General features: G+C 36.9%; 16 protein-coding genes. 4 read left to right on the plus strand and 12 right to left on the minus strand.

Translation table 11 applies throughout. From position 1 onward, the window contains the following. Positions 1-14: 14 nt before the first annotated feature. Complete coding sequence (locus KTH84_RS05165) at positions 15-410, plus strand: Fur family transcriptional regulator (protein WP_133972893.1); 396 nt, start codon at positions 15-17, stop codon at positions 408-410. A 43-nt stretch (positions 411-453) separates the two neighbouring features. Here KTH84_RS05165 and KTH84_RS05170 read toward each other — a convergent pair whose 3' ends face one another. Beyond that, positions 454-1,137 carry a Fe2+-dependent dioxygenase gene (locus KTH84_RS05170; RefSeq protein ID WP_262472308.1) on the minus strand — a complete coding sequence of 228 codons (684 nt, stop codon included), beginning with the start codon at positions 1,135-1,137 and terminating at the stop codon, positions 454-456. A gap of 94 nt (positions 1,138-1,231) precedes the next feature. Next, positions 1,232-3,466, minus strand: a complete 2,235-nt coding sequence (locus KTH84_RS05175; RefSeq protein WP_262472310.1) for a TonB-dependent receptor — start codon at positions 3,464-3,466, stop codon at positions 1,232-1,234. A 507-nt stretch (positions 3,467-3,973) separates the two neighbouring features. On the opposite strand from KTH84_RS05175, the gene KTH84_RS05180 reads away from it, so the two are divergent. Further along, complete coding sequence (locus tag KTH84_RS05180; protein WP_133972888.1) at positions 3,974-6,166, plus strand: TonB-dependent receptor family protein; 2,193 nt, start codon at positions 3,974-3,976, stop codon at positions 6,164-6,166. A gap of 76 nt (positions 6,167-6,242) precedes the next feature. Here the strand turns inward: KTH84_RS05180 and KTH84_RS05185 are convergent, their stop codons facing one another. The 10 genes from KTH84_RS05185 to pepN form a co-directional block, all read right to left on the minus strand. Further along, entirely contained in the window at positions 6,243-6,794 is a 552-nt protein-coding gene (locus tag KTH84_RS05185; RefSeq protein WP_133972887.1) for a TetR/AcrR family transcriptional regulator, read from the minus strand. Between the two features lie 1,195 nt (positions 6,795-7,989). After that, positions 7,990-8,547: a chorismate mutase gene (locus KTH84_RS05190; RefSeq protein ID WP_262472311.1), complete on the minus strand. Its 558-nt coding sequence runs from the start codon at positions 8,545-8,547 to the stop codon at positions 7,990-7,992. Positions 8,548-8,625: 78 nt separating this feature from the next. Next, a complete protein-coding gene (locus KTH84_RS05195; protein ID WP_262472312.1) occupies positions 8,626-9,309 on the minus strand; it encodes an SDR family NAD(P)-dependent oxidoreductase in 684 nt (227 codons plus the stop codon). A gap of 9 nt (positions 9,310-9,318) precedes the next feature. Beyond that, positions 9,319-10,080: an SDR family NAD(P)-dependent oxidoreductase gene (locus KTH84_RS05200; RefSeq protein ID WP_262472313.1), complete on the minus strand. Its 762-nt coding sequence runs from the start codon at positions 10,078-10,080 to the stop codon at positions 9,319-9,321. Positions 10,081-10,087: 7 nt separating this feature from the next. Further along, positions 10,088-10,774: a glutathione S-transferase family protein gene (locus tag KTH84_RS05205; protein ID WP_262472314.1), complete on the minus strand. Its 687-nt coding sequence runs from the start codon at positions 10,772-10,774 to the stop codon at positions 10,088-10,090. Between the two features lie 230 nt (positions 10,775-11,004). Next, positions 11,005-12,024 (minus strand): spore coat U domain-containing protein, encoded by a 1,020-nt coding sequence (locus tag KTH84_RS05210; protein ID WP_202741754.1) that lies wholly within the window; start codon positions 12,022-12,024, stop codon positions 11,005-11,007. After that, positions 12,015-14,474 carry a fimbria/pilus outer membrane usher protein gene (locus tag KTH84_RS05215; RefSeq protein WP_262472316.1) on the minus strand — a complete coding sequence of 820 codons (2,460 nt, stop codon included), beginning with the start codon at positions 14,472-14,474 and terminating at the stop codon, positions 12,015-12,017. Before KTH84_RS05215 ends, KTH84_RS05210 begins: the two co-directional genes overlap by 10 nt. A 9-nt stretch (positions 14,475-14,483) precedes the next feature. Next, on the minus strand, positions 14,484-15,188 hold the full coding sequence (locus KTH84_RS05220; protein WP_262472317.1) for a molecular chaperone: 705 nt from the start codon (positions 15,186-15,188) through the stop codon (positions 14,484-14,486). A 73-nt stretch (positions 15,189-15,261) separates the two neighbouring features. After that, the gene (locus KTH84_RS05225; protein WP_262472318.1) at positions 15,262-15,798 is read right to left on the minus strand and encodes a spore coat U domain-containing protein; all 537 of its coding nucleotides are present in this window, start codon (positions 15,796-15,798) and stop codon (positions 15,262-15,264) included. 587 nt (positions 15,799-16,385) lie between these two features. Next, complete coding sequence (gene pepN / locus KTH84_RS05230; protein ID WP_262472319.1) at positions 16,386-18,992, minus strand: aminopeptidase N; 2,607 nt, start codon at positions 18,990-18,992, stop codon at positions 16,386-16,388. 318 nt (positions 18,993-19,310) lie between these two features. Between pepN and KTH84_RS05235 the strand changes: the two genes are divergently transcribed. Together KTH84_RS05235 and KTH84_RS05240 are read left to right on the plus strand one after the other, a co-directional pair. After that, positions 19,311-19,568 (plus strand): hypothetical protein, encoded by a 258-nt coding sequence (locus KTH84_RS05235; RefSeq protein WP_042896973.1) that lies wholly within the window; start codon positions 19,311-19,313, stop codon positions 19,566-19,568. A gap of 150 nt (positions 19,569-19,718) precedes the next feature. Then, positions 19,719-20,876, plus strand: a complete 1,158-nt coding sequence (locus KTH84_RS05240; RefSeq protein WP_262472320.1) for a hypothetical protein — start codon at positions 19,719-19,721, stop codon at positions 20,874-20,876. Positions 20,877-20,878 lie beyond the last annotated feature (2 nt).

Consider the following 20,878-nt stretch of genomic DNA (forward strand, 5'->3'; position numbering starts at 1 on the left):
AGCAGAGGAACTAAATGGATTATCATCAAGAGTTAATTGAAAATGGTTTATCAGCTACGCCTTCGCGAGTTGCTATTTTTCGTTTTTTACATGAGAACGATAAAGGAATAACCGCAGAAGAAATATATCTGTTATCCCAAAAGAAAAACCTAAAAATAAGTCTAGCTACTACATATCGTACTTTAGCGGAACTTGAACATAGAAAATTAATTAAAAGAGTTGTTTTGGGTAAAAGTAATAGAGGAATTTATAGACCAGCTTCTAATAAAATTAGTTTAAATCTTATTAATACAAAAACTGGCAAATCTCATCCTTTCGAATATGATGACAAAGTAGAAGAACTATTAGAATGTTTGTTGAAAAAAATTGATGAAAAAGCATTAAATATTGAAGTAAATGTCTATAAGTAGCATATTAAATAATTTACGCTACTTAGCTACTCTTCTTGCTTGTTTAAACATCAGCCCACTTACGGATTAAGTTGTGATAAGTGTTTGTTAAGTTCAAAACTTCTTTGTGATCATCACCTAGTTGCATACGTAAGTTTTGAATAGTTTGATCTAGATTAAATAACATATGTCGCTCTGCATCATCACGAATCATACTTTGTACCCAGAAAAAAGATGCTATACGACAGCCTGAAGTAATAGCTGTCACTTCATGTAGACTAGTAGATGGATACAAAATCATGTCACCAGCAGGCAATTTAATTTCATGATAACCATATGTATCTTCAACAACTAACTCGCCACCTTCATATTCCTCAGGCTCGCTTAAAAAAATAGTACAAGACAAATCTGTTCTTAAACGCTGATTACTACCACGTATTAGCCGTATTGAATTATCTACATGAAAACCGAACGACTCATGATTTTCATAGCGATTAAATAAAGGCGGTATGATATTTAGTGGAATTGCAGCAGATAGGAATAATGGATGTTTTCCTAAAGCATCAAGGATGATATTACTCAATTGATGAGTTAGAGGATGATCTTCAGGCAATTGCTGATTATGTTTTACCGTAGCCGAAAGTGTACCAGCAGTGACTTTTCCATTCACCCATTCTACTTTGTCCATTTCTTGACGGAAAAACTGGACTTGTTCTTTACTAAGTACATTAGGAATATGGTGAATCACGGCGATACCTCTAAAAATAGCTCTAATTAATAAAATAGCCTCAAATTGAGGCTATTTTAGGTTACTTCTTAAGACTAATAATTTTTTAAACTTATTAGTATTTGAAGTTAACTGATACTACTGCACTACGTCCTTCTGCTTCAGTTGCATAGTGTGAAGCATACGCTTTAGTAAAGTAATGCTTATCAGATAAGTTATTTAAGTTAAGTTGCAAGTTAACATTCTTGTTAACGTCATAACGAGCCATCGCGTCATAGCGAACATATGATGGAGCCCATTTTGTATTAGCTGCATCACCATATACTTTGTCAGCATAGAAAGCCCCAGCACCTAAAGTAAATTGTGGTAAGACTTTATATGTAGTCCACAATGATGCTGAGTTTTTAGGTACGTTTGGAAGTTGCTTGCCTTTAGCTGCATTTTCAGGAGTACATACACCAGCACGGCTACAACTTGGCCCTGGATCAGTATTTTCACTGTCCAAGTACGTATACCCTGCACTAACAGCCCATTTATCAGTGATATTACCATTTGCTGAAAGTTCAATACCGTCAACTTTACTATCACCACCATTGGTATAAGTGCTTGAATCAATTTGAATACGAGTATTTTGTTTTTCTGTACGGAAAATGGCAGCAGTCAAATTAAGTTTTTCGTTTAAAACGTTCCACTTTGTACCAAGTTCAATTGTTTGGCTTTCTTCTGGTTTAAGGTCCATATAAGCTTGGCCAATTGACTCAGAACCGTCCCCACCATCAACACCTACAGGGTTGGCAGAAGTTGCATAACTTGCATAGATACTACCGTTTTCAGTAGGTTTAAAAGTTATGCCTGTATTGTAAGTAACAAAATCTTTATTACTTTCAATTTTTGCTCCAGTGGCATTTGTAACCTGTTCAGTATCAAACTTATCCCAACGAACCCCTAAATCAAGTAACCATTGAGGATTAAACTCAATATTATCCAATAGATAAACAGAAGTATTTTTTGTAGTCGTTGTCGTTGTTGCTTTATTGGCGATACGGCCACCTAACCACACATCTTTAGAATTAGGATTAGTTAATGAAGTACACCATGCATCATTAATAGCACAGTCACTATTAAAACCGCCTGTTGTAGAGCCTGCATAACCTGGATATGTTGTTGAGTAGCTACCTTTATCTGACTCTTGATCACTATATTCTGCGCCAATATTGAAACTATGCTTGATAGCTCCAGTATTAAACTTACCTCTTAAAGATAATTGGTCAGTGAAAACATCAGTGTCTGTAATTCGAGAGTTGATACGACGCCAAACTTTGCCGTTTGCTACATTACCTTTTGAATCATCTGGTTGAGTCCAAAGGTAATCATTTTTTGATTTGCTATAGAGTAAGGTGTTAGCAAGAGTAAGATTTTCATTTAAATCATGCTCTACTTTAAAAGTACCAATGTGATTTTCTTGTTTTTGGAAATCACGACCTTTTAAACCATAGTAAATACCTTGTTTAACATCTACTGGCTTGCCAACAGTGGCTTTTTTAGAGGCATCATAATTATATGGAACACCTGAATCTGGAGTGTCATCTGATCTTAGATAGTAGTAACTTAAGGTCGCACGTGTTGGTGTATCTAATCCAAATGTAATACTAGGCGCGATACCTACGCGTTTGTATTCAGCGCCATCACTCTGCCCAGCTTTCTCATTTTTGTGTCCCATTAAGACAACGCGAGCAGCAGTACCATTACCAAAGTCTTTATTACCATCTAAGGTGATACGTTGGTAGTTATCGGTACCTGCTTGCACAGAGCCTTCTAAAGAGTCACCTTTTTTAGCAACTTTAGAAATCATATTGATGCTACCACCAACAGAACCTGCACCGCCCATAGAAGAAGCAGAACCTTTAGTCACTTCAACTTGCTCAATCGCAAACATTTCACGGTTTTGTGATGATGCATTACGAATACCATCAACATACATTGAACTTTCTGAGTTATAACCACGAATAAACGGTCGATCACCATTCGGGTTACCGCCTTCACCAGCACCTAAGGTAATGCCTGGTACAGTACGAAGTGCATCACTTAATGTATTTACTTTCGTATCTTCAATAAGTTGTTTAGAAATTACCGAAACTGATTTTGGTGTATTTAATAAAGGTGCTACGAACTTAGAATTAGCCGATTTATCAACTTTAAGGCTCTGTGCAACTTCTGCATCTGCTTGAACATGAATTAATGGAAGTGGTACAGAATTTTCTGGCGCAGCCATTGCAGTTGTAGCTACAATTGATAATGAAGAGGCTATTGCTGATTTAGCAATCTTCTTGCGAGACTTAATAAATTCCATATGTATTTTGTGTCTTCATGTAAATATTAGCGCGAATAATAATGATTATTGATTATTAAAACAATAATTTAATATAAAAATACTATAACAATTGTTCAAAAAAAATTAATAATCTTTTGATTTTTATTAAAAATATTTATTAAATTATTTTCAATTTCACACAAATAGCTTTCAAACTCAACTTATTGCTGATTTTTTCCTACAACTATTAGAAAAACCTAATTTTAAGTACCCCAACCCTTTTATACTTCTAATGTCTTTAAGAATGAGGGTTGTATGCATATCAATGAGCTCTCTGCAAGCTTTACATAAATACAGTTCACCTGAATCTTGCTAAAATTTTTTCTTTATATAAAAAATTATAAGCATACTTTTTAAATTAATATCAAATCTCATTTTTTAGAAATTGTTTAAAATTCCAAGGAAAAAATTAAACCTTTTCATAAAATTTTGTTACTTTTTCGCTATAATGATTATAATTATCGTTTAGGACTTCGATACATCAACATGGAACGCTCATCTGCTCTTTCACAACCAAATTTTAAGTTCAAAGTTTCTACTCTTAGCTATGCGATCGGACTTGCTTGTACTTATCTAGCAATTCCAGCACATGCCGAAGATACAGCTACCAGCGCATTACCAACCATCACTATTAAGGCGCAAGGTAACTGGTTAGAAGAAGCAAATGCTGAAACAGTTCACAAACACCCTGGTGCTCGAACTATTGTTGACCGCAAACGTTTAGATGAAACGGCTGCGACTTCAATTCGAGAAGCCCTAAAGCAAATTCCTGGAGTTCAAGCACAAGATAGTAGTGGAACTGGTGGTAGTGACGTTTCATTGAATATTGGTGTGCGTGGTTTAGCATCACGTCTTTCACCACGCTCAACAGTTCTTGTCGATGGTATTCCTCTTTCGTTTGCTCCTTATGGACAACCACAATTATCTTTAGCACCCGTTTCAATAGGTAATATTGAATCAGTTGACGTAGTACGTGGTGCTGGGTCAGTTCGTTTTGGGCCTCAAAACGTAGGCGGAATTATTAACTTTGCCACTCGATCAATTCCACAAGATTTTAGTGGAACTGTTAGCTTAACTTCAGAATATGCATCTGGTACGGACCAAGTAAAACTTAGCCCTAATCTCTTTGTTGGGGGAACTCTAGACAACGGTTTAGGCCTTGCTCTCTTATATTCAGGGACTAAAGGAAATGGATATCGAGAAGCTAACAACAAGATTGATATTGACGATGTAATGTTAAAGTCAGCTTATCAATTTAATGATAAAGATTCAGTTGCTTTAAATCTTCATCATTATGAAGGTCGAGGCGAAATGCCAGAGGGTTTAACTCAGGCTCAGTATGCTGAAAACCCTTATCAGTCTTCTGGTGAAAAAAACTATTTTGCAGGTCGACGTACAGATGTCTCTTTACGTTATAGCCATAAAGATGAAAAAAATAATTTTGAAGTTCTGAGTTATTACATTGACTCTTTCCGTACAAGTAATCTTGAGACCGTATTAGCGAATGGCCAAAAACGTCTTGATTCTGCTCCGCGTGATTACAAGGTCTATGCAATTGAACCGCGTTACTCACGTATTTATCAACTTGGTAATACTCAAAATGAAGTAACAGTTGGCTATCGCTACTTAAAAGAAGAAAGTTCTGAGTTTGCCGGACGTACCGCATCTTATGGTTCAGGTGCAGCAGTTCCAGATTTTGCTCCACGTAGCAGTAGTGAGGGTGGTACTAAAGCGCATGCGGTATATGTTGATAACCGTATAGAACTCGGTCGTTGGACGATCACACCCGGCGTCCGCTTTGAATCAATTGAAACCCATAATAGTTTCACTGGATATGATAAAAATGGTCTAGCGAACGCAGTTTATCCAAAAATTGATTCAGATGAGTTTTTACCAAGTTTGTCTGTCGTGTACTCAGCAAATGAAAACTGGAATATATTTGCTAATGCTGGCGTATCGTTTGGTCCACAACAGTACAGCCAGTTGGCTCGTCTTGAAGGAACGACTGCAACTGCTACAACTGAAGGTTTACACCCAGAGAAGTCTAACAACTACGAAATTGGAACCAAATATTTAGGTAACGGTTTAAATGCCGAATTTACCGTGTTCTATCTAGATTTTGATAAAGAGCTTTCATTGGTACGTGATGCTGGCAATAACGGAATCTGGACAGATTTAGGTGCGACTAGCCATAAGGGTATTGAAACAGGTATTAGTTACGATTTTGGTCAATTATCCGATGCACTAGAAGGCTTAAAAGTATATAGCAACTATACTTTTACCAAAGCAGTAGCTGAAGCAGGTCAGTTTAAAGATAAAGACCTACCATTTTACTCGCGTCATGTCGGTAATGTTGGGTTAGGTTATACCATGGATAAATGGTCTTTAAATGCTGATATGTTTGCACAGTCTAAGCAGCATTCACCAGATGTTCCTGATAGTGATTTCTATCAAACAGAAGAAACTGCGGACGGTAAATACGGAGACATTCCAGGTTATACCACTTTTGCTCTACGTACCTCTTATGACTTAAGTTCACAAGTTAAAGGTTTAAAAATTGCTGGCGGAATCAAGAACGTCTTTGATAAGCAATACTTTACTCGCTCAACAGACTCTACGGGCGGTAAATATGTAGGACTGCCACGTACTTTCTATCTACAAACATCTTTTGACTTTTAAAGCTAAATTTAATTGAAAAAAAAGCCCTCTTCGGAGGGCTTTTTTATAGGTATTAAACACTAGAGTATTAATTAATCTAAACGAACATCGACATAAAATATTCTAATAACTTATCTCTTTCATCGATCTTGTTTGCACTTAAAAGCTGAACCATTGCCCCATCAATCACAAATAAAAACATGTAAGCATCTTCAACTGTGGCTGTAACTTTTACGGTTAAAAGCAGCTTATAAATTTCGTTAATGAACCAATTACGGTAGTCAATGACGTGTTTATAGGCCGCTGGATAAAGCTTTTCAATTTCAAAAATCGCTTTAAATAGCAAACGATAAAAGCCTTCTAAATCTGCATGTAAGAAGTAGATTTTCTTTAACTTATCGAAAACCATAAGTTCTTGGTACGAATGAATAATAGAAAACACCTCATGTTTTAATGCGTCTTTTTGAAAAGTCAGAGACATCTCAACCAATTTTTCTTTAGAGTGAAAGTAATTATAAAAAGTGGCTTTAGGGATTTTGGCTTCCTCAATAATTCGATCTATCCCGATGTAAAACCCATGTTGATTAAATAAATCTTTTGCTGCGTGGAGCACTTGTAGTGCTCTAAATGAAGCTTCTAAATTTGGCATAGATATACCGTTTAAAATAATTTTTTGTTGTATGTAAAAGAGACAGGAATGCCGTCACTCTTAAATTGAGCGCTAAAAACAGGCATGTGAAAACGACACAAAAGTGGTGTGTTCGCCTATCTCAGGTTTTATTGTTGCTATGATTTTTTAGTCGTAATGATCTAAAGGTGTAGAAAACCTATAGTCGATTAAACCGTTTTAAAAACTGTTTAAATGGTATGAATAGAGAGAATTTGGCAAAGGCCAAGAAATAAGAAGAATTAGTACGCATGGCGGACTCCTAGATGAAATAGAAGTTCTACCAAATCACTGCTAAATGATTATGGTGGCAGAACGAAGAAGGGTTAGCAGACCAGTCATCTAGGAACCGGCACGCCCGAAGGCGTCCCTCCTCCGTCCTACCGCTACGAAGGGAGACGAACGAGTTCGACACCAAAAAATTGCTTTTTTGATGTCCTAGATGAAAACGGTCTGCTAAAACCGACTGGCAATGTGGCCAGCAGGCAAAGGATAATCGGAGAGGTTTTAGGTGTCAATGTGATATTGGCTAGAAAACAGTTAAATAATTATTGTTTTTCATTAGATTAGAGTATTTAATTACTTAGTTAAAAACTCATTATTAGCTCATCTTTAGTTAATATGAACCACTACTTAATAATATATTTCATCAAATACTTTAAAATAAGAATAATTATGTTAGATCTAGACGAAATGAATGGGAATTTTTTTAATTTTGATCATGTAGATACATTCAAGCTAGAACATAATCCTATAATGAATTGCTACAACCTTGTTTTGATTCTATCTAAGGATTTACATGATCCTTCATCCCCTAAATTTAATGTATGCTTTAACCATATTTCAGATTTAAGTCTGAATGATAGTTTTAGAAATAATTTTCAACAATTCCCGACGTTACTTATCGAAAAGCACAAAAATCAGTGGGAAAATGTTAATTATGAAATCAGACAAGTGGAAGATGATAACTTAAGTTTCAAATGCAAGAGTTTTACTGCTTTCTTAAGTTAATCCCTTATTGGATCCGCAAAGAGCACTGTTTAACCATACTTACTAAAACAATGCTCTTTAATCCATCAAAACTCCTATTCAGAAAAGTTTGATATATAGAAACATGCAGGGTTGCTCAGCCCAAAATATTGCTTGAATAATCAATTTCTAATGAACCTTATGAAATTCATTCTTTTAACTTAATTTTATTTAATGCCACACATAAAGCCTTCTTATCCGCTTCTTTAAGTTGAGGATGCTGAACAGACCACATGTAGCCACAGCTATGAGGTGCTTTGTTATTATTTTTTTTAAGTTGATCGGCAATATTCTTTAGAAGTTCAGTGTTTAACGTACTAATTTTTAGACGTACTTCTGGTAAATCCTGAGGCTTCCAATTGGTTTCCGGACTCGACAACCAGTCTGCTCGATATCGGTACTGAATTGCCTTAGCAACATTCATTTGAGTCACAATAAATGGCTTCACTGTTTCGCTATTTAAACCAAAAGATTCAGCTTCGGAAACAGATTGATCAAGAACTTTCTTTTCTTGAATTAAATCTTCAATCGGCAAATGCTGCTCTGCTTTATAACCCGCTACATCCTTCATATAAGATAAACGCTCGTTAATTAAATGGGCAGTTTGATCATATTGATATGCTTGCGCTAATGAAGAAAAACTCATGAAAGCTGCCAACGTACAAACCACTTTAACCGCTTGCCGAGCGCTCTTAATTTTTGCCATGTAAATACCTATCGAAATTATTGTTCTGTCATCATTCCAGATCAGTACTGTATTTTAAGAATATGCGAAAGTAAAATTTCAAGATAGGCTAAGTTCTTGGCTCCATGCCGAATCAGGTTGGTGATAGATGTGTTGGCACACTTGTTTTACAGATGAAATAAAGTGCTGGTTTTGTCCATCCCATTTTTCAACCATGCAATAGGTGATATGAATGCCTTTAGGGTGAAACTCTCTTGCTAATGACTGAGATAAAGCGCGAACGCCCGCAAACATGCTTTGGCTTAATACATCATAATGAGTCGAGTTGCTAAATGGCGCTCCAAGAAAAATAACCGTGCCCCTCTGTTGTTTTAACATTGGCTTAATCACAGCTTGCGCGACACTCACCGCACTCAAACCTGTGGTTTGCCAATGGTGTTCAATCTCTTCTAAAGATAAAGCCTCAATATTTGGCGAAGATGAAAAGTTCGGCTGAAACACACAGAGTTCAATTGTGTGTCTTTGGCTGGAAATATAACGCATCAAACTTTTGAAATGATCAGTATTTACCAAGTTCAAATGAACTGCTGTCACGCCATCATTTATAGAATGGACTTGCATATTTTTTACGGCTGAATCATTCACAACTTGATAAAGATGTAATGGAAATTGTGCATTTTTATCTAGAATTACAAAGTCACGCTCAATCAGGTGTAAATCATGACCAGCAATGACCACACAGCCCTGCTTTTTTTGAAACCTTTGATATATTTTTTTTAGCATTTTAGTCTCTCAAAATTTTTCTTGATAAGGGCGTAAATCTAACTCATGTGTCCAAAGCTCAGGCATTTGTTGGTAAAGCATCCAATAGTTTTCGGCAATTGCCTCAATATTGAGACCACCCGTACCACGTGTAAGGCGGGCTAAACGCCCCAAACCAAATAATGCTTTATTCACTCTATCGCCATCGACCATTCCATCAATAATCACATGAGCAATATGTATGCCTTGTGATTTATAGATTTGAGCTAAATTTAGTGCATAAGCTCTTAAGGCAGATTTACCCATCGTAAAGGCTGCAAAAAAAGGTTTCCCGCGCAAAGATGCACTCGCCCCAGTAAAAATAAGCGTACCGTGGTTTTGATCTTTAAAGATTTTTAGACAGCTTTGAGAAACTAAATAAGCTGATAAAAAAGTGGATTGCCACATTTGAGTAAAAAATGACAGCGGACTACGTAAAAAAATTGAGGGAATATTCCCTCCCACATTATGAATGACAGCGGTAATACGCTCATTTTGACTGGTGATTGTGTCAAACAACGCTTGTACTTGCTTTACATCCTCTGCATCCAAACGAAATGCGACAGCATTACCACCTTTCGAATGGATTTCGGCAGCCACTGTTTCAATTTTCTGGAAAGTACGCCCAGCGACATAAACTTTTAGACCTTCTTTTGCAAAACGATGGCTCACGGCTGCACCAATACCTTGTGATGCCCCAACGCCAATAACAACTACACAATCTAATTTTTTATCTGGTGTTGCTAAAGTCATAGTCGTTTCACCCTGTTTGTTTTTTATACCATAATGCAATAAACGGACGATCCAAAATTTCTTTACGAAATTTTTTGCTTGTACGAATCACTTCACCGAGTTGAGCGACAACAGCAATGTCTGCAATTGTCTGTGAATCTCCAACTAACCATTCACTTTGTGATAAAACTTGTTCAATACGGCCTAAGTGTCTTCTAAACTCTGCTTCAACATGTTCAGCTTTCATTCGGCCAAGGCCCTGAAAGAAAAGCTGTGTTTTTAATTCAGCTAAAATAAATCCTTTTACCATAGGCTTTTCATATGCTGGGCGACCGATACTGCTAATACGAATTGCTTCATCTAACGCTTCTGGATCATTTACACGTAAATAGACTTCATAAAAATAAAGAGATTCATCTGCCCAGTCCTCCCACAACTCTGCAAGTGCCTTTTGATTTGGATCTGCCGGATAAAGTCGAGGGGTGTTTGGGTAGGTTTCTTCTAGGTAACGGGCAATTTGAGTACTGTCTTGTATCCGCTGTCCATTATGGTCAATTACAGGGACCTTACCTACTTTACTGAGTAAAGGAACTTTAGCCCCTAAAATGCCGTTATAGTTAACTATTTCAAATGAAATTCCTTTAAATTTCAAAATTCTTGAAACTTTTTGACAAAATGGGGAAATCTCCCATTGATGCAAAATAATATCCGACATTTCTTTACCTTTATTTTAATTGCCTATTTTACTTACTAGTTCTTTTTTAGAACCAATCAATAAATATACAGTATGCATTTTTAAGTCAAACTATTTTTAATGACGAACAAGTTTCAAAAAACTAAAATCATTTGATTTATATCTTTTTATGCTCGGCTAATTTCACTGAATATAATTAAAATTACACGGAACCATGTTATAAAAATAGAACCGTGTATAGACTCGATAAATTAATAAGTTACTGTAACAACAACACTATCCGAATAGTTTCCTGGTGTACTTGCGATGGAAGTACCTTGCGGAATCTTTCCATAAACGGTGGTGGTTTGAGCGCTACCTGTTCCTGTTTTAGAAACACCTCCAGAACCTCCAATTGCGGTTACACCGCCTGTAGCATCCCACACCGTACTATAGTTAGAATCTTTATATAACTGATAGGGAATATATTCATTATTAGCATTGGTCATACGCCTAAATCCACCGCTTATACGGTTATTGCCATCTCCTAAATAAATGCTATATGGCGTTCCATAATTACAGGTCGAATTTACAGCCCCTTGCGCAGTGTAATCACGCTTAGTCGTACTAATATCATTAATATTGCCAAAATCTACAGTTGAAGTTGAGTTTAATTGACACAAACTTGGTACCACAAAGTTTGCTGTTAGTAACGTATCGCCTGAATCCCAGCCACCAATTAAATCACCACATGATAAACCCAAAAGATCCATATCCCAATACAACCGAACCGAAGCCGTATATGTCCCTTGAGGATATGCAATGAGCGACCCCGTTCGTGCTGGTACTTTTACATTCACCGAGTAACTAATAATATTATTTGAAGCGACGGTTCTCACTGGGCCGTACCAGACATTCGAAGTTTGGTTTGTGCTAGAAGACCCAGCCCCACCCACAGTTGCAGTGACGGTATAAGGTAATGAAACACTATTATGAGCATTTGTGGTTCCAGTAAATACGGTTTTCATACACATGAAATTAGAAATCTGGGGAAGTCCTAAATTCGTGCAAGTAATTGTGCCTGAAAGGTTTACGGTTGCATCATTATTAATATTTGCTGCCGTGTAGGTAAAAGTATTATTGGTTGTTCCGCTTACTGTACAAGCGGCTTGTGCAGGACTAAAAAGTGCATAAACAAAATAAAATAAGCTCATACCTATGAAGTATTTTAAAAATAATGAAAATTTCTTGTAGCTCTCTATTTGAGCCTTATTCATAATATTTAGCGACATACGTAAGGTCCCAATTTTTTAGTTGAGTACTGATTACTGTTATAGGTGAAGTCAACTTGGCATGAACCATGATCCAGAAGATCGACTTCAAGTTTGTTTTGCTTTAATAGGTTTGGAATAAATACTTCACCGTCGTAACCCAGTACACCATCTTCTTGGCCATTAATTCGAACTGTATAACCCGGCAATAAAGGTGAGTTGTTCTGATCAACAAGTTTCACTAATCCTGAAATGACCTGATGAGCACCAAAGTCAACCAGAGTGCCTTGGCGATAACCTACCACCGTTTTTTGATCTGTAGATTTAACGCTCCAATTTAAAGGAAGATACGACGGATCTAAATAAATATGATTCTCTTTATATGGCATTAAACTAGGAATCAGAAATCTTCCAGACTTATCAGTTATACCTAAATTGACTCCGCCATTTATAATTTGGCTTTGCGGTCCAGCATTGGTCACGACCGCGTAGCCGTCTCCAATTTCATTGGCCGCAAAAATCCGTCCTGCTGCCGCAACCAACGATCCCGTCGCTGAAACTGCAACTTGGTCGTTTTCTCCAATTCGGTTATATCGCCCTGTCAGGTAAGCAGCACGGGCACGGTAAGAGGCATACACCGATGCATTGTTTTGATTGGCATCCTGATCACGCTCAACATAACCACCCCATCCAAATGCACCGATTTGTGGTTCTGATAAACCAAATATTTCTTGGCGATAACTCAACCTGCCGCTATCACTAGAAACACTTGTAATCGCATTAACTCGGGTAGACGGTGTATAACGCAGCGCAAAATAAATGCCATAGTCTTTGTGGTTTTCATAATCTTTATACGCTGAGGTATAAAATCCCCAGTTCTTGTTCAGGCTTCCGCTTAAATTGGCAGACAATAACTTATAAGAGTTATCACTAAATTTAATCTGGTTATAACCTAGATAAGCCCCATAGCCTGCATAAAAATTATAGTTAATCCCTGCTCTAAAAATCTCATCTGCCAGTGCGCTGTAGCTCAGATAGTTTTTGGGTTCAGCATCGGTCTGGTTGTCTTTTAAATATCGAATTTGAGATACACGGGCAAGGTCAAAGTAGTTATCGAATACCTTGCGGTAACTGGTATTAAACGAAATATTCTTACTAATACGCCCTTCTAAACCGACTAAGGCAGAATAGCCGTTTTCATCTTTATACTGGCTCGCTGCAATATCAGCATTGACTACCCCAATACCAAACAGGTTCTTGGCAAAGCCAGTGCCCAGATTTGATAGCCCATCTGTTGAAGCCTCTGCACCACCGCTTAAGGTCAGTGAGTTACTATAACCGTATCGAATCGCGCCCGAAGCGAAGGTGGCATCATCATAATCGTTTGAATACAGCCCAAAGTTATAGCGTGGAACCCCGACATCTACTGAAAATTCATTAATACCTTTGGCTAAAATTTTAGATGAAAAATAGTAAGCCTGTTTGGTAATGCTCTGCTGGCCTGTTGCATCGGTGGTCACAAGTGTGACTTCATTTCCGGAAATAAACGGGAGCTGTTTAACGTCAAACGGGCCTGAAGGCACTAATCCTGAATAAATCTTTTGCTGGTTGACATATAAATCTAAAGTCGAAGGTAGTGTAGCCGAGCCAGAAAATTGCGGTAATGCCGAGGTGACAATATCACCTCGTTGAGTGTAGGCACTCGACCACTGAAAACCTGCCAGACGTACGCTATTTCCCCAATCCGAACTATTGGAAATAAAGTCTCCTAAGGTATATATCCTGATCTTTTCAGGGTCGACATATTGCCACTTACTTTCCAGACGTACCCACTTTTCATGGCTATAACTATTTTCATTACTACCGTTATATAAAACACCTGATGAAAAGTTACCGATTGCGCTATTAAAGATCCCTTCTGCCGAACCAGAGAAGACATTCTCGTCATTGGTCAGGGTGTGATAGAGGCTATAGTTCAGAATGGCAGCGTTTAAGGGTTTCATTTTGAGTAAATGAGGGCTTGTGAGCTGTTGACCATTTAAGTCAACTGAATAATCCGTCAACATATTCGACGGAACTTGTAAGTTTAGAGACTGCTCATTTTCCAGATATTTAAACTGAACACCTTTAAGTTCATTAAGACTTACCCACTGGGTATCAGCAATATTCTCATCCACTTTAACTCTTAATTTTTTTAATTCATTGGGCCGGATATATAATTTCCCATCCTTAGATTGCTTTACAACAACTAAATCTTCAAAAGTATTAGCATTAATAGAAACATTGAGAAAAAGCTGAGTGAAATTATTAACTGGCTCTAGATCATTCATGTTTACCTGTGCATTTTTATTTTTGCTACCTATAGAGTTAGGAATACTGGCAACTGAAGTATTTGTACTATCTTGTAATTGTTCAGCAAAAGAATGGACAGGAAAATATGCAACACATAAGACACCTATAATATATTTCATATAAGCCTCTTAAAGTGTGATTTTCTTACCATTCACTGTTAGAGAAACACTGTATTTATGATTTGGCTGATATGTAAAATTATTAATAGTGTAGCTGCGTGTCTGTTCCGCAAGAATATAACCATTTACTGTATTTACTTGAATGGGATAACTTTTATTTTCTGTTGCATCTACAAGCGTTAAATTATTTAAAAGTGCATGTCGATTTCCGATATTACTCATATTTAAAGATGGTGCTTTTTGATTTGCATCAATTTTCCAACTTAATTTGGTTATTGCATCCTTATTCACCACAAACACAGGTAATGACGAACGTAGCAATACATTTATACCTTGATCAGCTTTACGGCTATCTACAGGCTTAGGTAACTCATCAATAATAATACGGTAGGTTTTTTCGCCAGAAACAGGTTTAGGGTTAATTCTGACTACACGTAGATTATAAGAATCATTAGGCTTTAATTTTAAAAATGGCGGGCTGACAGCAATCTCATCGGTAGGTATGAGTTGGTCTTGTCCATTCTTTTGATTCCATTCAAATACACGTACCTGTAAATCAGTACTTTCACTCGATTGATTATAAAGACTTAAAGAAGATGCATTTTGATTACTTAAAAGTTCCACAGTTACAGGTGAAAGGCGAATTGTAGCTGCATCAACCGTGCTAGATAAAGACAAGACTAAGCCTGCAATAATAAAGATATTTTTTTTCATGTTTTACTCGAATTTCTATTTTTAATATATTAGCCCTTCAAAAAGGGCTAACAACATATTTAATTTATAAAAGTTAATAAGTTACTGTCACTGTAACTGTATCAACATAACTACCGGCACTTGGTAAAGTCGTCCCAGCAGGAATACGGCCATAAACATTCACGGTCTGAACGTTACCTGCACCCGTTCCACTGTAAGCTGTCGTCGCGATGCCAATCGCTGTTGATCGACCTGTGTCAGAAAAAAGGTTATAGGGAATGTATTCAGTAGTTGTGGCACCGCCAATCATACGGCGTTGAGTCGATAGAACATTTTGGCCGCCATCGAATGACAATGCCCATGGCACAGTGTTATTACATAACACTGTGATTGGTGTGCCGCCAGTCGTTGTCGTATCAGCATCCACATTACTCGCAATAGAACTTAAAGTACCAAAGTCTAGAACAGCATTTGTCGTGGTGCCTGTTGCGGAAGTATTGAGGACACAACTATTGGTTACTGTAGCTCTAACAGTTAATGTACCTGTTGCTGTCGCAGCATTTGCTGTATTGAGAGAAAATAGTCCTACAGCAATTACTGATAAATGAAAAAAAATCTTTTTCATAGTCAAAACCTTTTAAATTAAATTGTTAAAATTAATAGATATAAAAATTTGGTACTTATTCTTACAATCATTTTTATTTGACTGCTCCTTTTAAAGTTTATTTTTTACCCTATTTTTAAACATCATACATAAAAACAATGAAAATGTATGATCTTATTATTATTTTAATTTCCAATTAATAGAATATAATTACTCAAATTAACCTCATGACTACAAAAACCAACATTAAAAAAATCCAATCATTTGATTTTAATAACTTAAATAAACCCTTTACAAAATTTATTAAGTAAAATTTAAGTAAATATGTCAAAAATTTAGCTAATTTTATAAAAGTACGGCTAATTACAAAGTTCATTAGTTATTTTTTACATTGTCATTCTACCTAATTTTTAATTTTACCTATCTCATTTAAAGATATATTTTAAATACGCTATTAAAGATTATAAATTAAGTAAAAATAAAATGATGAGCATTAGCGCTAGAGAGGAACCATTTATAAGGAAACTTTTATTTATTTTAAGTTTAATATCTCTATAGAGATATATAAAAATAAAGGCCTCCTACGAGACCTTTATTTTTATATTTAAGCCTAATTAAATGCTCAACATACTATTTAAAGTTTCAGAGACGTTTTTCGACTTCACTTTAGGCTGTAATGCTTGCAAAGCCTGTTGCACTTGAGTCCGCTGAGGTTCTGCCAATGTATACCAACGAGACAATACCTGTAGTAAACGAGACCCTAAAATCGGATTCTTTTCATCAAGATATTGTGCAAGATTAATGAAGTGAGCTACACCAAAACCCCACGTGTTTTCAGGGTTATTTGACAACCCTCCACTCACCGCACGAATGCGATTTGGAGTTGTTAAATCATAGTCCGTATGTTGAGTGAGGTACTCAATTGTTTCTGTTGTTGCATTCGGGTTTGCTGCCTGAATCATGAACCACTGATCTAAAGATAAAGCTTCATCTTTAAAACGGTCATAAAAATCAGCAAGCGCATCTTGAGCTTGAGGCGCATTTTGCCAAACCAATACACGTAACGCTCCTAAGCGTTCAGACATATTACCTGTGTTTTGGTATTGCACATGTGCGAGTTCAAATGCAGTTTGATCCCCCTGACGAGCCATCATCATCATCATAATATTCTTTAACGCACGCACACCCATGGCCAAAGAAAATTCTTTTTGCAGGTCTGGGTCAAGTATGAGGTATGTATCTTTCCAGAATGAACCCAAGTCTTGAGCTAAACGATTGAGTAAGGCTTCACGTTTTACATGAATATCGGATGGTGCATAGTTCTGGTCTATACGACTACCTAAATAACCTTCGCTTGGTACATCAAACAAACGCGATGCTAAAAGCGGATCTCGACTAACCAGCTCTGGCAAAGTGCTTTGAATAGCTTGAATATAAGCATCAGCAGAATGGTCTTCTAACAAAATACGTTCAAGCAAAGTTTGCGTTGCTTGCCATTGGTTAAAGCCATTTGTTTCATGCTGAATTAAGAAAGCTAACTCGTCATCAGTATAATTAAACACAAGATTGACTGGTGCAGAGAAATTACGGAGTAGCGACACAACTGGTTGTTCAGTCACGCCTGTAAACTCAATGGTTGCCTCATCTTGGTCAAACAAATACACGCCATCTTTAACATCGTTTACAAATAGGCTTTCGCTATGCAATGTATATTGCTCACCTGTTTTAACATTAAACAGTGCCAACGCCACAGGAATTGGCACAGCTTTTAAATTTGGATATTTAGGATGCGCTTTTAAACTCTGTTTAAAGCTTAAACGATACGTTTGAGCGGCTGCATCATATTCACCTTTTGCTTCAAGCTTTGGTGTTCCTGGCTGGTTATACCAAGTTAAAAAGGCAGATAAATCGACACCTGAGCCAGCAGTTAAAGCGGCAACCCAATCTTCTACAGTCACGGCTTGTCCATCATGACGGCGGAAATATTCATCGGTTCCCTGACGGTATTTTTCTTTACCTAACAAAGTCGACATCATGCGGTTAATTTCCGCACCTTTTTCATAAACAGTAGCTGTATAGAAGTTATTAATTTCGACAAAGTGATCTGGACGTGGTGGGTGCGACAATGGACCTGCATCTTCAGGGAACTGATGTGATTTAAGTACAGCTACATCATCAATACGTTGAACAGCAGCAGATTGTAAATCTTCCGAGAAAGACTGATCACGGAATACGGTTAAGCCTTCTTTTAAGCAAAGCTGAAACCAGTCACGGCAAGTAATACGGTTACCTGTCCAGTTATGGAAATATTCATGGGCAATCACAGACTGTACGCGCATAATTGCAGCATCAGTTGTGTATTCTTCATCTGCAAGCACGCATGAAGTATTAAAGATATTTAAACCTTTATTTTCCATTGCGCCCATATTGAACTGACTTACCGCAACAATCATATAGTTGTCGAGGTCGTAGGCGCGGCCATAGTGTTCTTCATCCCAACGCATAGAATGCTTTAATGCTTCCATTGCGATATGGCATTTTGGAATGTCTTTCTCAATTGCATAAATTTCTAAAGCAACATCGCGCCCTTCAGAAGTCGTATAGCGATCTTTAAGAACTGCTAAATCACCAATGACACAAGCGAACAAATAGCTTGGCTTTTTGGTTGGGTCTTGCCAGATTGCAAAGTGGCGGTTTTCACCTACCTCACCCGTTTCAAGCAAATTACCATTGGCAAGTAACACTGGATATTTTTTGTCTGCTTCTACACGTGTAGTAAATACAGAAAGTACGTCTGGACGGTCTGGATAGAATGTGATTTTGCGGAAACCTTCAGGTTCGTTCTGTGTCACAAACAAGTCATCTGCTTTATATAAGCCTTCTAATTGAGTATTCGTTTCAGGATGAATAATGACTTGTATTTGTAAAATGACTTCATCTGGTGCATCAGTGATCACCAGTTGCTCACTATCGAGTGAATATTGTGCAGAAGTAAGAATTTGACCATTTAGCTGAACAGATTGCAGCTCAAGATCACGGCCTAGCAAAACCAGATCACCCTCAGTTTGGCGCTTCATGACCAGTGTTGAATCAACAACTGTTTTGTCATCATATACTTGAATATCTAGATTAATTGATTCAACCAAGAAGGCAGGTTTTTGATAATCTTTTAAATAAACTGTTTGATCTGCCTGAACTGGAGGCTGCGCCGCAATATTCATCTTTATTCCTTATATACTCGTCTAAACGGTAGTATGAGTCGCCATGAAATATCATACGCCAAGTCATACATACTGTATTTAATTACCTTTATGAAATTAATGGGACTTCATTTATACATTTCAAATTAGAATCTTGTTTTATTAGCACAGATTAGACCAAATTTACGATAATCGTTGTTTATATAAGCAATCTATACAATAAAAATAAAACACCTTTAGCTTTTAACATTTTTTAGAGTCAGCTTACATTTTGGGCATGGTTCTTGCCTAATCAACTAGACCAATATGGGTATTTCAATAAGAGCAAGAGGTGTCAACATGGAATTAAAAGCACATTTTCATCGTTTAGAAAATATTAAAGCTATTCATGATCTATCTTCAGCAGGACTCGATCACCATGTGATTGCCGTGTTCTTATCTGCGGAAGGTATTTCTATGACGACTCAGGAGGTTACGACAATTGTGAATACCTACGATGCACTAGGTAAAGTAAAATTACCAAGTAAAAAAGTGCAGGCACTTATTAATGCCAAAAAACTTGGACAGAACGATGAGAACTTGCCGTGCCCTGTTTAATTAACTATTTAACTCTCAATAAAGACCTAAAATCTCTACATAAATTTTAGGTCTTTTTATTTTAATAACAAACGAAACTAGCAATCTCAGCCATCTACAGTGCGCCTGTGTATAATAGCCCCATCATTTTTATTTTATGTTCGGAGCAAAATGGCCTTACAAATTCTACAGAAACAACTGGATGAAAGTAGCCATTGTCCTCTCTGCCAAGCTTCAATGTACTGGGTAGATGCCGAGCAATTTGAACAAGACATTCAATTTCATGAATGCAGTCATTGTCAGCACCGCATATTTAAAGATGAAAGAATGACTTGCCACTGTGAAACGTGTACAAAACAACGGAAAAAGCTTTTACAACAAACACGCTTACAAGAACAACGCCAATTCAAATCAAAAGAGCAGCCACAACGCAGTCTGGAACAGCTCAGCTTTTTACATAAACTGTTCTTGCTAAGTCTTTTAGACGAATATGCCCGTGAAGACATCGCACATGATGAATATATTCATTGGGATAAGATTAAATACCATCACATCACGCCTAACTGGATGTTTCAGAGCTATTTAATTAAACAGTTGCATAAAGATGGCATTTTGAATGCAAATGACCAAACTGATGACCCACAATGTTTTCATTTAAATATTCGTTTAGATGGCTACAGCGATCCAAGTTTATTTAGTTTGGCTCAACAGTTACGTAATTGGTTTTATGAAAATTTAAGCTTTGGTATTCCTTTTCGTAGTGCAGATGAAGTGAAAGACGTACTTTTTCAGGTGCTCTATCAAGAAATTATTCAGTTTATGCAATTCTATTGTCGAACTTGGGGCATCCAGATTGCTGGAAATTCAAATTTTCAAAGCTTTTGTTATCGTTTAATGGATTCATTGGCAATTGGACAAATTTATTATCTTGTACAAACTGCACTTGAATATCTTTATAAGCAAAAAGCCTTGCAAACTCGCAATGATAAATTTATTAATACCAATCTATTAAAGAAGACTTTAGAACAATATCGCGAAAGAGCCGTGACCGAAAAGTGGGAAACGTCAATGCTGCCTCGTCCGCACAATATTCCCTATAGTAAAATGAGCCACATTCTGCTTAACCGTTTCTTAGGTTACGACGAACAGATATTTGTACAGCCAGTATGGAAAGCATGGCGAAGAATTGAACCACGTTTAAATTTTTATTCTGTCAAACGTTGTATGTATTGTGGTTCAAATGATTTAAGCGTTGACTATGATGCAGCAGATTATGTTTCATTGATTTGCCAGAAATGTAAGCATCAAGATCACTATTTTACCCACTAAAT

Source organism: Acinetobacter sp. WU_MDCI_Abxb74, from assembly GCF_025513915.1.
In the GTDB taxonomy this organism is placed as follows: domain Bacteria; phylum Pseudomonadota; class Gammaproteobacteria; order Pseudomonadales; family Moraxellaceae; genus Acinetobacter; species Acinetobacter calcoaceticus_C.

Coding starts and splice junctions, on each gene's coding strand:
- KTH84_RS05200 (WP_262472313.1), bottom strand. CDS start 10,080: ATGACTTTAGCAACACCAGATAAAAAATTAGATTGTGTAGTTGTTATT.
- KTH84_RS05210 (WP_202741754.1), bottom strand. CDS start 12,024: ATGTCGCTAAATATTATGAATAAGGCTCAAATAGAGAGCTACAAGAAA.
- KTH84_RS05205 (WP_262472314.1), bottom strand. CDS start 10,774: ATGTCGGATATTATTTTGCATCAATGGGAGATTTCCCCATTTTGTCAA.
- KTH84_RS05235 (WP_042896973.1), top strand. CDS start 19,311: ATGGAATTAAAAGCACATTTTCATCGTTTAGAAAATATTAAAGCTATT.
- KTH84_RS05175 (WP_262472310.1), bottom strand. CDS start 3,466: ATGGAATTTATTAAGTCTCGCAAGAAGATTGCTAAATCAGCAATAGCC.
- KTH84_RS05185 (WP_133972887.1), bottom strand. CDS start 6,794: ATGCCAAATTTAGAAGCTTCATTTAGAGCACTACAAGTGCTCCACGCA.
- KTH84_RS05195 (WP_262472312.1), bottom strand. CDS start 9,309: ATGCTAAAAAAAATATATCAAAGGTTTCAAAAAAAGCAGGGCTGTGTG.
- KTH84_RS05180 (WP_133972888.1), top strand. CDS start 3,974: ATGGAACGCTCATCTGCTCTTTCACAACCAAATTTTAAGTTCAAAGTT.
- KTH84_RS05240 (WP_262472320.1), top strand. CDS start 19,719: ATGGCCTTACAAATTCTACAGAAACAACTGGATGAAAGTAGCCATTGT.
- KTH84_RS05165 (WP_133972893.1), top strand. CDS start 15: ATGGATTATCATCAAGAGTTAATTGAAAATGGTTTATCAGCTACGCCT.
- KTH84_RS05220 (WP_262472317.1), bottom strand. CDS start 15,188: ATGAAAAAAAATATCTTTATTATTGCAGGCTTAGTCTTGTCTTTATCT.
- KTH84_RS05190 (WP_262472311.1), bottom strand. CDS start 8,547: ATGGCAAAAATTAAGAGCGCTCGGCAAGCGGTTAAAGTGGTTTGTACG.
- KTH84_RS05215 (WP_262472316.1), bottom strand. CDS start 14,474: ATGAAATATATTATAGGTGTCTTATGTGTTGCATATTTTCCTGTCCAT.
- pepN (WP_262472319.1), bottom strand. CDS start 18,992: ATGAATATTGCGGCGCAGCCTCCAGTTCAGGCAGATCAAACAGTTTAT.